The following is a 13,002-nucleotide window of genomic DNA, read 5'->3' as shown; positions in this document are numbered from 1 at the left end:
TCTGTTTTATTTCCCCGGCGCGCCCCTCACCAAGGAGGACCTTGTTTTGAGGAATATAAGAAATGACCGTGGGTTATTTGAAATGCTTGAGGCCCCGCAGCGTGGAATTCAGACTTTTGGACATGTATGGCGTGATGATAAAAAATCGTTAGCATCCTAGGTCATACTCGTAAGGGCTGAAGGCAACTCAATTGTAATACTGGTTGAGCCCCCTTTCTCCTCCGTGGTGTACATTGTGATAGTTCCACCTTGTGCCTCGATCATCTTACGCGCCGACCAAGCTCCCAGACCTGTTCCCCCTTTTTTGCCAAATGTAACGAACTTATTAAAGAATTGACTGCGAATGGCTGCCGGAATCGCGCCTTTGTTCATAATGCTGATCAACGGTGGCGGCCCAGGAATGGCTCGTACGATGACTCGTTCTCCGGTCGGAGAAGCCTCGACCGCGTTTTTAAGGAGGTTGATTATGGCTGTGCGTAGAAGGGATGGCTCAGATTGAATCATAAATTCCTCTTTCGATTTCGTTTTTAGTTCTATATCAATCGGTATTCCTGCGGATTGAGATAGCGCCGCAACCATATCCCTTGCCTCTCCCACTATGGTTTCTAACTTCACAGTCTCAATGCGCGGTTTGTAATTTCCTTTTTCTATACGGTACAGGGTGAGTGTGCCATTTATTATTTCCAACATTGAACGGCCGGCTGACTCCAACTCGGAAATAAGCTCATGTTGCTCGTCCGTCAGATTGTCGGCCCTGGCAAGAAGCTGGGCTACATGGACAGCATTGATGGCCGGAGACTTCAGATCGTGGCTGGTAATAGCCTGTATTTCCTCCTCTAGTTCCTTGACCCGTTTACGTTCGGTGATATCTTGTCCGTATTCATAAATCATAAGCAACTGGCCATCGGCATCGGTCTCTGGGAACGCGTAAAGAAGCCATGTCCTGCCATCCGGTGTGGCAATCTCAGCAGTCTGAGGCGTGCCGCTCTCCTTGGCTTGAACCATATGGCAACGCATGAAGGGTTGCTTGCACTTTTGCCAGATTTGGCAGCAATTGCGACCCAGTAGTTCCGAGGCAGGTTTCCCAATTATGGAGGCTGCGTAACTATTGATCCAAATGAGACGTAATTCCTTATCGTAGCAAGCAAGACGAATTGGAATGATGTCCACGATATGAGAAGGAAAATATGCTTTGCCCATAGGTCCTTCCTCGATTGATTTGTCAGTGACGCTGCGAAAATTGCTTCTTCATAACTGCATGCCAACCCAGGTGTTTGCTCTCCTGGTACCTCATCTCTCTCGTTATTTTATTGCCGCCAGCGAAGAAAGGCCCGTCCCAGGCTGGCTACCACAAACGCCACGGCCAGCGATCCTGCCACGAGACCAATGGCCACCAGGGGACGTGTCAGCCAAGGGGGATACACCAGGAGAACCGTCCCAAGGGCCAACATCATCATTCCGGATACAAGTTTTAGAAATCTGCCTTCGCCCTCCTGCAGCTTGCGCGAGGTCATGGTGAAGGCGAAGGCCAACACGATTGCCAGGAGCGGCAGGACATAGACGATGTTGTAGAGTAAGAGGTAGCCGTAATATTCTGTCATGCTTAAGGCATGGAGCGTCAGTACGCGCGTGAAGACCATGGGCAGGCCCACCGTGCAAAGGATTTCGTAGGCGCTCGCAACCAAGGCAAGGAAGATCGTGCTCCCGAAAAGGACCGGAAGGGACGCGGCGGCGGTCAGGTTCCGCATCCTTCGGAACAGGCCGGGCTTGACTCCCTCGGGAATACTGAGGGACAGGCCGCGTCGGAACCAGAAGTAGTCCTTTGCATGGACCGCTCCCACCACAATCGCGAGGACGCCGGCTGCTCGCGTAAGCATGCTCATTTCTCCGAAGAGCAGGAAGGCGTTAAACCAAGCCGCCATGAAACCGAAATAGACGACCCCGGAAGTCGCGACAAAAACGCCGCCAATGAGAAGAATCCGTCCCCGGCTCCTGGCGTGGCCCACCAAACTCAACAGGAAGAGAAGCACGAAAAAGGCACACGGATTGAAAGCGTCGAGGAAACCGATGAGCAGTGTCAGGGCCGGGAGCGAAAGTCTTTGAGCGTCCAGCCGGCCGAGGATGGGCACATCGAGAAAAGTTTCGGTCGACGGTTCTTCGCCATCGTCCCCGCGCGCTCGACGGATTGCCCTGATGATCTCCGCTCCTTTCCCTGCCTCGTTGTCGTAACCGACGATCATCTCGTTTCCGACGAAGAAAGCCGGAACGGCCATGGGCTCCTGGCCGAAGCCCGCGGCCATCTCCCGGTAGCGTTCGAAATACTGCGGGTCTTCATTCAAGTTGTAGGACCGGATCGTGAGACCTGTGTCCTCTCGCGCCAACTTCTCCAGGAACGGGAGCGCGTTATGACAATGCGGGCATTCGCTGCTCCAAAAAAAAGTCAATTCGATGCGCTGGGCAGCACTCTTTGTGGCCATGGCGAGGGAGGTCGAAACAAGCAAAGCCAGGAGGAGAAGCAAACGGCCTGAAACGAGGCGTTTCATTTTTTGGTCCCCCATCACGGTGTTCCTGGATTGCCGCGCCAGGAATCGCGGAGGCCTCGTCCAGGAGTGTGCCCTTGATCCAAGCCATGCCCCGTGCCCGGCCTGGATACATGAAGAGGGTTGTGCGCGACATGAAGGGCTTTTTCCGTTCTTTATCTTGTTCCACACGCCTGGTCCTTCGTCAATTGCGGCCGCCTGGCCGGGCGGTCTTCGGGCTGGACTTTTTCCCTTGAAAATGGTTTGCGTGTGGCCCCTTGTCTTCGAAGTCGTCTCTTGCATTGCCTGGAGTTGCGCGTCGTGCGGCTTCGCCGTTCACGACCCTTGCCCCATGCGTCAGCGGCCGGCGAAACGACCGGGTAGTGGCCGCGGCCATGCCGGTAGGCTCCATCCGCCATGCCCCCTTGAGCCAAGACGTCTTGCAAGGCGGGAAACTGCGCAATGTCCCGGGTGAACCGGGGCTATGGGAAAGTGTTTCCACCGTGTCGCATGGTCACATGGAATGATCATGCAATGGGCTGACTTTTCAATGGAGTTGTGACGACATGCAAAAAAGAGAGATGTGGGGTTCGCGCACCGGATTCGTCATGGCCGCCGTAGGTTCGGCAATCGGTCTCGGCAATATATGGCGCTTTCCGTACATGGTTTACGATAACGGCGGCGGCGCGTTTCTCATCCCGTATTTCGCGGCCATGCTCATTGCCGGCATTCCCTTCATGATCCTCGAATTCGGCCTTGGGAAAAAATTCATCGGCTCCGCGCCGAAAGTTTTTTCCTCCATCTCCAGGAAGTGGGAATGGCTGGGCTGGTGGCAGGTCATGGTGTCGTTTATCATCACGACCTATTATGCCGTTGTCGTTGCCTGGGCGCTCAACTACTTCGTGCTCGCCTTTTTTCAGGGCTGGGGCACGGCGCCGAAGGACTTTTTCTTTACGAAATTCCTGGCCGCCACTGATTCGCCCCTGCATTGGGGCAGCGTGCGGCCGGAAATCCTCATCGCCACGGCCGCGGCATGGTTTCTCACCATTTTCGCCGTCTTCACCGGCGTGAAAAGCGGCATCGAACGCACGAACAAGATCTTCATGCCGCTGCTTTTCCTGCTGGTGTTCGTCTTCATCGGCCGGGGCCTTATGCTCCCCGGCGCGGTCGACGGCCTCAACTGGCTTTTTACGCCGGACTTTTCCGCAATCAAGGAGGGCAAGGTCTGGGCCGACGCCTTCGGGCAGATTTTCTACAGCCTGTCCATCGGCTTCGCCATCATGCTGTCCTACGCCAGCTACCTGCCCGAGGAGTCGGACATCAGCAACAACGCCTGCATGACCGTCTTCATCAACTGCGGCTTCAGCATCATTTCCGGCATCATGATCTTCAGCGTGCTCGGCTACATGGCCCAGCAGCAGGGCGTTCCCATCAGCAAGATCGCCACCTCCGGCGTCGGGCTGGCCTTTATCACCCTGCCCACGGCCATCAACCTGATGCCCGCGCCCATCTTCTTCGGCACCCTGTTCTTCCTGGCCCTTTCCGTGGCCGGGTTGTCCTCCATGATTTCCCTCAATGAAGTCGTGGTGGCCGCGCTCATGGAAAAGATGAACATTTCCCGCAAGAAGGCGGCCGTCATCTTCTGTTCCGTCGGCTTTTTGATCAGCATTGTCTTCACCACGGGCGGCGGGCTGCTGCTGCTCGACATCGTCGACCACTTCATCAACAATTTCGGCGTGCTCATCGGCGGCGTCATCGAGATCATCTTCGTCGCCTGGTTCTGCCGAGTCGACGACCTGCGCGCCTACATCAACAGCTCCTCGGAAATCAAAATCGGCGGCCTCTGGTCCCTCAGCATCCGGTTCGTCGCCCCGGCCATGCTCTGCTTCATGCTGGTGTCGAATTTCGTGGGCGATGTGTCCAAGAATTACGGCGGCTACTCCGGCACGGCGACGCTGGCCTTCGGCTGGTCCACGCTTTTTGTCTGCATCGCCTTCGCCGCCTTTTGCTCGCGGCATAACCATGCCTTTGCCCTCATCGAAAATACGAACAGGAACTTTCTGAAAAGGAGCTAGGCCATGTCCACCAGCGCCATTGTCATGATGCTTTTCGGCCTCGGCATCACCTGGGGCGGCGCGATCGCCTGTTTCCGCATCGCCTTCAAGGGGAAATAAGAAGCGTCAGGGACGCGAAACCCGCGACGGGTCTTCCGCCTGGGGCCACACAGTGGAAAGCGCCCCGGTTTGTCGGTATCGCGCCGGAAACCGGGGCGCTTTTTGCGTGGCGCGGACGGCGGGTTGGCCGTGGAGCCTCGGCGGGAAGAAGGCCGGCGGAAGAGGGCGGCTTGCCGGCGCGGCCTTGCCCATGGCCGCCGGCTACAGGGCGTTGTACGTCTTTTTGAGCAGCAGGGCGTCGTATTCGAGCAGCGAATCCTCGCAGATGACGCAGCCTTTCACGGCATATTCCCGCAGGGCGCGCAGGCAGGCCTTGTAGTTGAAGTCGCTTTCCCGCAGGCCCAGATGGCGCTTCTCGCCTTTCGGGCCGTATTCGATGCCGCTTATGTGGATGTGCATGTCGTTAAGCGCCTCAGGGCCCAGGGCGTCGGCCACGGCGCGAAGCACCTTGCCGAAATCCGCCGTGCGCGTAAGCGCCCCGTTGCCCCGGGCGTGGATGTGGGAAAAGTCGATGCACGGCTTGCAGGTGGGCACGTCCCGGCTGAGGTCCAGCAACTCCGCCACAGTGCCGAACTGCGTGCCCTTGCCGGTTGTCTCCAGCCGGTAATCGACGCCCATGTCCGGCAAGGCGCGCAGGTTGTCGCGGATGGTCGCGTAGGCCTGCTCCGGCGGCTGGCCGAGGTAAAAGCCGGGATGAAAGACCAGGCTGCGCCCGCCGACCATGGCCAGGGCCCGGGCCCCCTGGCGGATGCGGTCCAGGGACGCTTCCCGCTTGTCCGGCGAGGCGGCGTTGAGGTTGATGTAGTAGGAGGCGTGGGCCGAGAGATAGAAGTCGTTTTCTTCCTTGCTGCGCAGGATCGCGTCCCGGTTTTTCTCCGTGACGTTGACGGAGCGCACGAACGGCAGCTCCATGGCGTCGAGGCCGAGCCGGCGCAGATAGGGAATGGCCGTGGGGTAGGCGAATTTTTGCTTGCCGTCGCCGCGCGGCAGGCCTGAGATGCCGAAAAGAAGCGTGTCCATGGTAGGACCCTACACGTTTTCCCAATCCCCCGCGAGTCTTCCCCGGCCGTCCTCCCTCCCGGGCGGCCGGGGAGAATCCTTTTGTAAGACAAGGTTTCCCCCGGTTCGCTTTTTCGCTCCCCCTTGCCAAGCGCACGCGGCGGGGCTATCAAAGCCCCGTTGTCCTCAGGGCGGGGTGAAAGTCCCCACCGGCGGTATCCCGGAAATCCGGGGAGCCCGCGAGCGCTTCGCGACGACGCGACACGGACCGGGAAAAACCGGCTCCGGACGGAGGCATCCCTCCAGATCGCAACGCAAGGACCGCCTGCCGGTCCTTCACGACGCGAAGGTCAGCAGACCTGGTGCGAGGCCAGGGCCGACGGTTACAGTCCGGATGCAAGAGGAGCAGACGGCGTTCCCCTCGCCGGCATCGGGCCGGCGCGAGGCCGACGGGCCGCCTTGCGCGGTCCATCCGGTCGTCTCCATTTCCGCCCTGATTCTGGCAAGCCAAGACCGCGTACGGAGCACGCCATGAATCAGATCTATTCCGGTGTCCAAAACGAGTATCAGAGTGTGGTGCGGGCCATCGAGGCCATGCGCCAGGGCAAAGGCGTCGTCGTCACCGACGATGCGGACCGCGAGGACGAGGGGGACCTCATTTTCGCGGCCGAAACGCTGACCATCCCGCAAATGGCCATGCTGATCCGCGAATGCAGCGGCATCGTGTGCCTGTGCCTGACCGGGGAAAAGGCCGAGCAGCTCGAATTGACCCCCATGGTCACGGTCAACACCTGCAAGAACCGCACGGCCTTCACCATCACCATCGAGGCGGCCGAGGGCGTCACCACCGGCGTTTCGGCCTCGGACCGGGTGACCACCGTCAAGACCGCCATCGCGCCGAACGCCAAGCCCTGCGACCTGGCCCATCCGGGCCACGTGTTTCCGCTTGTCGCCAAGCCCGGCGGCGTGCTCGAACGCCGGGGCCATACCGAGGCCACGGTGGATCTGGCCCGCTTGGCGGGATTCTCGCCCTGCGGCGTCCTGTGCGAGCTGACCAACCCCGACGGCACCATGGCCAAGGGCGCGCAGATCCAACGCTTCGCCGAAGCCAACGGCTTCCCGCTGGTCACCGTCGCCGCCCTGGCCGCCTACCGCCAGGCCGTGGGCGATATGTAAGATTAGAGAAGAGAAGAAAAGCGCGAGAGGGGAAACCCTTTAAAAAGGGTTCTCCCCTCTCGCGCTCTCCCCTTCCTAAACTTTTCAACAGGGCGTGTTGTGAAGGTAACACAGCGCCATTATTAAAAGTCTTTGGAAAGGGGGTGCCGGGGGGAGAACCTTTCTTCAGAAAGGTTTCCCCCCGGCATTCGTTTTTTCATTCCCCTTAATCATCACGGCGGGCGAATTGCCGCTGGTCGGCCTGGCAGACGGGGCAGCGCCAGTCCTCGGGCAGTTTTTCACCGGGCGTACCGGGTTCGATCCCGCCTTTGGGATCGCCGCGTTTGGGATCGTAGGTGTAGCCGCACTGCAGGCAGATGTAGCGATCGAGCGCCATGGCAAGCTCCCTTTGTTGCGTTCGGACATGCGCTAGCGCCGCGTCCGGACTTGGTCAAGCCGTGTCGGCGCAGGTGGGGGCCAGCCGCGTCTTTTGCTCTGGCGCGTAGTTGCGGATTTGGTTTCGACCGTTCGATTTGCTGGCATAGAGCGCCTGGTCGGCCATTTCGACCAGCGTTTTGGGCCGCATCGACCGGGCCGGCATGATCGTGGCCACGCCCATGCTGAGGGTCACGATGGGAGCCGCGACCGACGTGGCGTGCGCAATGGCTTTCGCTGTCACCCGTTCGCTTATTTCCCGCGCCACGGTATTGGCCCCGCGCGTGTCCGTGTTGGGCAAGAGCATCACGAATTCCTCTCCGCCGTAGCGGGCGGCGATGTCCGACACGCGGCCGCCCGACTGTTTGAAAGCGTCGGCGATGGCGCGGATGCAATCGTCCCCGGCCTGATGCCCATACGTGTCGTTGAAGTTCTTGAAACAGTCGATGTCGGCCATGATGAGGGATAGCGGCTGGGCGCTGCGTTGCAGCCGTTTGAATTCCTGTACGAGCTTCTTGTCGAAATATCTTCTGTTGAAAAGACTCGTCAGCCCGTCCTGATTGGCGAGGATTTCGATTTTGCGATTGGCTTCCTTGAGTTCGAGCTCCAGGCGTTGGGCGTTTAGAATGATTAGGGAGGCCATGATGCCGACCATGCTCAAAATGGTCAGCAAGATTGCTGCGCTTTGCCATGCGCCGCCGTTTCGGAAAAAGGTCAGTGAAGAGCCCATGGAGGCCGCGATGCCGAGCCGTAGCGCCATGGAGACGAGGGAAAAAGCGATCATCGTTACGAGAAGCCAGTTTTGCGCGCCGAGCGCCTCGGGAAGATGTTTGACCGCAATCCGCAGTGCTTCGGCAAAAAATACGAGGAAAACAAGAGAAACACATATAATTCGCCAATACAGGCTCGGTGAGACATACGTCGACCAGGTCAGGGCCAGGAGAAGCGCCACGAAAATGACGATATGAATCGTTCGACGCGTCCATGGAACATCCAGGAAAACGGTCAATCCCCAGGCCAGCGTGAACGGCATCGCGGCGATCAACAGATTGGCCAGTATAATGGAAAGAACATCGGGCAGGTTTCCGCGCAGCGCAACGAGAATGGCTCCCGTGCCCACGCACATGAAGCCGAAGGTCCAGTAGCGGAATCCGGGATAGGTTTTTCTGGCCAGGCAATGATAGGCCATGATCCCGAAAATAGCGAAGCAGACGAGCGCGCCTTCGAAGAGCACCGTCCGTATATCCAACGATTGCAGCATGCTCCGGCCTTACGGTTTCGAGTGCATGAGAAACAATTTTTTTTCATAGCGTGGAATATGCGGTAGATGCAACGCATTTCCTGTTCTTGCCGTTTTAAAAAAGGAAACGCGAGGCGGCCGCGCGTCGCCGATGAGGTCCTCGCGAAACGGGATGAAAAGCCGCGCCCGCCCCTCGACGATCTCCGCCACCCGAATCCCCGGCATTTTCTGAAACGGCAACCCGTTCTCGATCAGATCGGCAACTGCCTCGAAATATATCAAAACACCTCGCGTATAACACAATGGCCTTCGCAACCAGCCGTCCGCCCGTACGTTATTCACCGTCCATTGGCCACGGCGTCGCGAGCCGGATCTCTTCGTTTTATTCCCGCCCAAGTTGACATCCGAAGCGGTGCTGATAAAAACTCCATAGTTCCTAAAATAAAGCGGTTGGATCGTCGCGTTCGCAGGGCCCAAAGCCCCGGGGCATCCTTATTCCCGACGCGCTGTTGGGGTGGCGATTTCCCCGCAGGGCGGATTCGCGTCCGCCACAGTCCCCGCAGTACGGAGCCTTCATGAAAAACCGCAATGTGTATTTCGCGCTGGTGCTGGCAACACTCCTGCTTGTCTTCGGCGTCTGGATCCTGGCTTTTTTCCGGTCCACCCTCGTGACCAAGCGGATGGAGACGCCCCAGGCGCCTCCTCGCCAGAACGCCAAGGCCCCGGCCGTCCCGCAGCTCTTCAATCCGCCCCGTCCCGAGGACGCCCCGGAAAGCATCCGCGCCGAGGTCATGCTCGGCTACAGGATCATGACCGAGACGAAGAAGTACGCCGGAAAATACATCAACAACGACCTGTCCTGCACCAACTGCCACTTCGACGGCGGGCGCAGCATCAACAGCATTTCCCTGGTCGGGGTCGGGGCGCGCTATCCGCTCTTTCGAGCCCGCCGCGACTACACCGCCGACCTGACCCTGCGCACCCAGGGCTGCTTCGAACGCAGCATGAACGGCACCGCCCCGGCCTACAACAGCCAGATCATGCAGTCCCTGCTCGTCTACTTCCAGTGGATATCCAAGGGCATTCCCATTTACGCCGAGCAGCCCTGGACCCTGCCCCACGACCTGGGCAATTCCCATAAGCCGGATGTGGCCAACGGGGCCAAGGTCTACACGGACGTCTGCGCCAGATGTCACGGCGACAACGGCCAGGGCACGCCCATCGCGCCGCCGCTCTGGGGCGACGGCTCCTACAACGACGGGGCCGGCATGCACCGCATCCGCACCTTTTCCGTGTTCACCTGGCGCTACATGCCCAAAAGCGCCCCGACCCTGACCCAGGAGCAGGCCCTGGACGTGGCCGGATTCGTGCACGAAAAACCGCGTCCCAAGCTCGTCAGCACCCACCCCGACAAGGTCGAGCAGATCATCCCCCTGTCCGAGGTGAAGTAAGCCATGATCTTCCCCATCCTGAACATTCCGGGTCTCGGCAATGGCATGACCATCGCCCTCAATGCCGTGCTGCACGTGCTTATAAGCCACGGCGTGGCCATCGGCCTCGTCGCCATGCTGGCGCTGTTCCAGACCATGACGTACCTGGGCAGGGGGGCGTTTTGGGGGCAAATCAGCCGTACGCTCCTGGGGCCGACCGTGGTGATCACGACCTCGATCGGCGCGGTCACGGGCGTCGGCATCTGGTTCATCACCGGGACACTCGCCCCTGAGGGCATCGGGTCGCTCATCCACCTCTTTTTCTGGCCCTGGTTCATCGAATGGGGCGCGTTCACCTCGGAAGTGGTGCTCCTTTTGACCTATTACTATCTCTGGGACCGGCTGGCCGAAGAGCGGCCGAGGACGCTCATGATCCTCGGCTGGGGCTACGTCGGTATGGCGGTTTGTTCCGCCATCCTCATCTCGGGCATCCTGGGCTTCATGCTCACCCCCGACGGCTGGCCCTTTTCCGGCGGCTTCAGGCGGGCCTATTTCAACCCGACCTTCATTCCCCAATGTTTTCTGCGGGTGTCCGAGGGCCTGGCGCTCGGCGCGCTCTTCGTCGTCACCTGGATCGCCTGGCGGTACAAGGGTCCGCGTGAGGAACGCGGCCGGGCGTTGCGCCTTGCCGGCGCAATCTTTCTCGGCGCGGCCCTGGTCGCCACGGCGAGCTGCTTCGTTTACTTCTCCCGGGTGCCCATGACCTACCTCACCCACTGGAAGTTCGCCGTGGCCACCTCGGCCCTGTCGCAACGCCCGGATTTCCTACCCCTGGCCAACGGGTTGGCCGGACTGCTGGTGCTGGCGACGGCCCTGGCGGCGCTTTTGCGGCGGCCGGGACTTTGCCGGGCGCTTTGCGTCCCGACCATCATCCTGTGCGTGGGGCTGGTGACGGAATTCGAGCGCGTGCGCGAGTTCGTGCGCGGCCCGTATCTGCTGCCGGGCTACTTGTACGCCAACCAGATCCCGCTGGTGGAAAGCAAGGGGCTCGCCGCGAAAAACGAGGCGTTTATGCCCACCATGCGCTGGGTCAACGACAACGGGATCCAATCCCCGGCCATGCGCGACGGGGCGGCGCTTTTTGCGGCCAACTGCGGCGTGTGCCACACCGAAGGCGGCATCAACGACATCCGCAAACGCATCGCCGGCCGCACCCTGGACGGCGTTAACGCCATCACCGCCATCACCGAGGGCCTGGCCCCGTTCATGACGCCTTTTACCGGCACCGAACAGGAACGCCTGCTTCTGGCCAATTACCTTTTCACCTTGGCCAACCAGGATGCACGCCTGCAAGGGCCGGCGCCCAAGGAGAAGTAGCCATGTCCCAGGGGACCGATCTGTTTCTTTCGATGCCGGTGCCGGCAAGCTGGCTGCATGGGATGCTTTTCGTCACCTTCGGCCTGCATCTGCTTTTCGTGCTGCTCATGCTCGGCACGGCGCTGCTCGGCTTGCTCTTTTTCATCCAAAAACGGCTGAGCGGCGACCCTGGCCCCCAACTTTGGAACAAACGGGTGGTGCATACGCACCTTGGCCTCAAAAGCCTGGCCGTGGTGCTCGGCGTGGCCCCGTTGCTCATCATCCAGGTGCGTTACCCCCACGCCTTTTTCACCATCACGGGCCTTTTTTCCTATGCCTGGCTGGCCGTGATCCCGCTTTTGATCGTGGCCTTCCTGCTCATCGACGCCTTTGGCCACAAGATCAGCTCCAGTCCGTGGCTGGCTGTCGTCTGCGGCGTGCTCGGCGTCGGCGCGCTCCTGACCGTCCCGGCGATCTTTACCGGAGCCCTGTCGCTGATGGAGCGCCAGGATTTCTGGGCCAGATTCGCGGCCGAGGGCTTTCGCCCGGACGGCGTTTTCGCGCCGCACTGGCTGCTGCGCTACCTGCATATCGTCGGCGCGGCGCTGGTCTTCGGCGCGGCCTTCCACCTCTTTTTTTCGGCCAGGGAACATCCCGAAAAAGCCGCGAAGCTGCGCAACTGGCTTTTCGGCGCAACGCTCGTCCAGGTCGTCATCGGCATCCCGCTGATTTTTTCCGTGGCTTCGGGACTCGACTGGCCCGTGCTCGGCGCGGTGACCGTGGGCGTGGCCGGGACCATGCTGACGCTTTGGGCGTTGCGCCCGGCGCCGGTTCCGACCGGCCCGCGCAGCCTGCTTGTCCTGCTTCCGGTCATCTTCGTCTCCATGCTCATCGCCCGGCAGTTTCTCCAGGACCGGGACCTGGCCCCGGCCCATGCCGCGGCCGTGGCCGTGCGCGAGGCGCGTTCCCAGGCGTACGCCCCGTTCCGCAAGGAAGCACTGGCCGCCTTCACGGCCAAATTGGACACCGTCTACGACAACGGCGACACCATCTATGTCGGGGCCTGCCAGCCCTGCCACGGCAAGGCCGGCCATGGGGACGGCCCGGCCGCCGCCCGGCTGGTGGTCCCGGCCGAGGACCTTGCCGCCATCCGGGCGAACAGGGACTACATCTACGGTATCCTGGTGGGCGGCACCCCGGGCTCGGGCATGCCGTATTTCCGGCTCTTCGACCGGGAAAAACTGGAAAAGCTGCTGGATACCCTTTCCACGCGCTTTTCCATGTTCGACGCCACGCCCAAGCCGGCGCACCATCCGGTCGGCTCCGAGGCCATGCAGGTCTGGAGCAAGACCTGTTCCGTGTGCCACGGCGTGGACGGCGGCATCACGCCCTTCGGCCGCACCCTGCTCCCGGCCTCGCCGGACCTGCGCCGCTTTGCCCTGACCCCCGAACGCGCCCTGGCCATCATTACCGACGGCTACCCCGGAACGGTCATGCAACCCTACCGCGCCCTGCCCGAAACCACGCGCCAGGACCTCGCCACCATCAGTAACACCTTCCGCACCGCGCGTTGACGCGCAAGAAAAAGACCGGGGGGAAACCTTGTCTTACGAAAGGTTCTCCCCCCGGACCCCCTTTCCAAAGACTTTTAACAATGGTGCTGTATTATCTTCATAACACGCCCCATTGAAAAC

At 60.4% G+C, this 13,002-nt stretch carries 12 protein-coding genes and 1 riboswitch; of the genes, 6 read left to right on the top strand and 6 right to left on the bottom strand.

The annotated features are described in order from the left end of the window. Positions 1-156: 156 nt before the first annotated feature. Both DESFRDRAFT_RS11180 and DESFRDRAFT_RS11175 read right to left on the bottom strand, forming a co-directional pair. Complete coding sequence (locus tag DESFRDRAFT_RS11180) at positions 157-1,200, bottom strand: sensor histidine kinase (protein WP_005993956.1); 1,044 nt, start codon at positions 1,198-1,200, stop codon at positions 157-159. 107 nt (positions 1,201-1,307) lie between these two features. After that, positions 1,308-2,543 carry a glutaredoxin domain-containing protein gene (locus DESFRDRAFT_RS11175; protein ID WP_144005014.1) on the bottom strand — a complete coding sequence of 412 codons (1,236 nt, stop codon included), beginning with the start codon at positions 2,541-2,543 and terminating at the stop codon, positions 1,308-1,310. 542 nt (positions 2,544-3,085) lie between these two features. On the opposite strand from DESFRDRAFT_RS11175, the gene DESFRDRAFT_RS11170 reads away from it, so the two are divergent. Beyond that, on the top strand, positions 3,086-4,594 hold the full coding sequence (locus tag DESFRDRAFT_RS11170) for a sodium-dependent transporter (protein WP_005993953.1): 1,509 nt from the start codon (positions 3,086-3,088) through the stop codon (positions 4,592-4,594). A gap of 3 nt (positions 4,595-4,597) precedes the next feature. Further along, positions 4,598-4,693, top strand: coding sequence for a MetS family NSS transporter small subunit (locus DESFRDRAFT_RS22180; RefSeq protein ID WP_005993950.1), 96 nt, complete (start codon positions 4,598-4,600; stop codon positions 4,691-4,693). A gap of 201 nt (positions 4,694-4,894) precedes the next feature. Here DESFRDRAFT_RS22180 and DESFRDRAFT_RS11165 read toward each other — a convergent pair whose 3' ends face one another. Continuing rightward, complete coding sequence (locus DESFRDRAFT_RS11165; RefSeq protein WP_005993948.1) at positions 4,895-5,713, bottom strand: TIM barrel protein; 819 nt, start codon at positions 5,711-5,713, stop codon at positions 4,895-4,897. A 157-nt stretch (positions 5,714-5,870) separates the two neighbouring features. Beyond that, a riboswitch (FMN riboswitch) is annotated at positions 5,871-6,102 on the top strand. 121 nt (positions 6,103-6,223) lie between these two features. On the opposite strand from DESFRDRAFT_RS11165, the gene ribB reads away from it, so the two are divergent. Continuing rightward, the gene (gene ribB, locus DESFRDRAFT_RS11160; protein ID WP_005993945.1) at positions 6,224-6,868 is read left to right on the top strand and encodes a 3,4-dihydroxy-2-butanone-4-phosphate synthase; all 645 of its coding nucleotides are present in this window, start codon (positions 6,224-6,226) and stop codon (positions 6,866-6,868) included. A gap of 205 nt (positions 6,869-7,073) precedes the next feature. Here ribB and DESFRDRAFT_RS11155 read toward each other — a convergent pair whose 3' ends face one another. Genes DESFRDRAFT_RS11155 through DESFRDRAFT_RS22935 form a run of 3 tightly spaced genes read right to left on the bottom strand, consistent with a single transcriptional unit; the run spans position 7,074 to position 8,804 of the window. After that, on the bottom strand, positions 7,074-7,244 hold the full coding sequence (locus tag DESFRDRAFT_RS11155; RefSeq protein ID WP_005993943.1) for a rubredoxin: 171 nt from the start codon (positions 7,242-7,244) through the stop codon (positions 7,074-7,076). A gap of 54 nt (positions 7,245-7,298) precedes the next feature. After that, positions 7,299-8,543: a GGDEF domain-containing protein gene (locus DESFRDRAFT_RS20765; protein WP_005993941.1), complete on the bottom strand. Its 1,245-nt coding sequence runs from the start codon at positions 8,541-8,543 to the stop codon at positions 7,299-7,301. A 9-nt stretch (positions 8,544-8,552) separates the two neighbouring features. Continuing rightward, entirely contained in the window at positions 8,553-8,804 is a 252-nt protein-coding gene (locus DESFRDRAFT_RS22935; protein ID WP_233489602.1) for a hypothetical protein, read from the bottom strand. A 293-nt stretch (positions 8,805-9,097) separates the two neighbouring features. On the opposite strand from DESFRDRAFT_RS22935, the gene DESFRDRAFT_RS11140 reads away from it, so the two are divergent. From DESFRDRAFT_RS11140 to DESFRDRAFT_RS11130, 3 genes are read left to right on the top strand one after another with little or no spacing between them, the layout of a single operon-like run. Next, the gene (locus DESFRDRAFT_RS11140; protein ID WP_005993939.1) at positions 9,098-9,973 is read left to right on the top strand and encodes a c-type cytochrome; all 876 of its coding nucleotides are present in this window, start codon (positions 9,098-9,100) and stop codon (positions 9,971-9,973) included. 3 nt (positions 9,974-9,976) lie between these two features. After that, positions 9,977-11,329, top strand: a complete 1,353-nt coding sequence (locus DESFRDRAFT_RS11135) for a c-type cytochrome (RefSeq protein ID WP_005993936.1) — start codon at positions 9,977-9,979, stop codon at positions 11,327-11,329. 2 nt (positions 11,330-11,331) lie between these two features. After that, complete coding sequence (locus DESFRDRAFT_RS11130) at positions 11,332-12,882, top strand: cytochrome c (protein WP_005993933.1); 1,551 nt, start codon at positions 11,332-11,334, stop codon at positions 12,880-12,882. Positions 12,883-13,002 lie beyond the last annotated feature (120 nt).

Origin of the sequence: Solidesulfovibrio fructosivorans JJ] (assembly GCF_000179555.1) — a bacterium.
Taxonomy (GTDB): domain Bacteria; phylum Desulfobacterota; class Desulfovibrionia; order Desulfovibrionales; family Desulfovibrionaceae; genus Solidesulfovibrio; species Solidesulfovibrio fructosivorans.
Note: the sequence above shows the minus strand (reverse complement) of the source record. Positions and strands in the feature narration are given on the sequence as shown.

Excerpts from the sequence above, each read along its gene's own strand:
- ribB (WP_005993945.1), top strand. The coding sequence starts at position 6,224 with ATGAATCAGATCTATTCCGGTGTCCAAAACGAGTATCAGAGTGTGGTG.
- DESFRDRAFT_RS11175 (WP_144005014.1), bottom strand. The coding sequence starts at position 2,543 with ATGAAACGCCTCGTTTCAGGCCGTTTGCTTCTCCTCCTGGCTTTGCTT.
- DESFRDRAFT_RS20765 (WP_005993941.1), bottom strand. The coding sequence starts at position 8,543 with ATGCTGCAATCGTTGGATATACGGACGGTGCTCTTCGAAGGCGCGCTC.
- DESFRDRAFT_RS11140 (WP_005993939.1), top strand. The coding sequence starts at position 9,098 with ATGAAAAACCGCAATGTGTATTTCGCGCTGGTGCTGGCAACACTCCTG.
- DESFRDRAFT_RS11135 (WP_005993936.1), top strand. The coding sequence starts at position 9,977 with ATGATCTTCCCCATCCTGAACATTCCGGGTCTCGGCAATGGCATGACC.
- DESFRDRAFT_RS11155 (WP_005993943.1), bottom strand. The coding sequence starts at position 7,244 with ATGGCGCTCGATCGCTACATCTGCCTGCAGTGCGGCTACACCTACGAT.
- DESFRDRAFT_RS22180 (WP_005993950.1), top strand. The coding sequence starts at position 4,598 with ATGTCCACCAGCGCCATTGTCATGATGCTTTTCGGCCTCGGCATCACC.
- DESFRDRAFT_RS11170 (WP_005993953.1), top strand. The coding sequence starts at position 3,086 with ATGCAAAAAAGAGAGATGTGGGGTTCGCGCACCGGATTCGTCATGGCC.
- DESFRDRAFT_RS11130 (WP_005993933.1), top strand. The coding sequence starts at position 11,332 with ATGTCCCAGGGGACCGATCTGTTTCTTTCGATGCCGGTGCCGGCAAGC.
- DESFRDRAFT_RS11165 (WP_005993948.1), bottom strand. The coding sequence starts at position 5,713 with ATGGACACGCTTCTTTTCGGCATCTCAGGCCTGCCGCGCGGCGACGGC.
- DESFRDRAFT_RS11180 (WP_005993956.1), bottom strand. The coding sequence starts at position 1,200 with ATGGGCAAAGCATATTTTCCTTCTCATATCGTGGACATCATTCCAATT.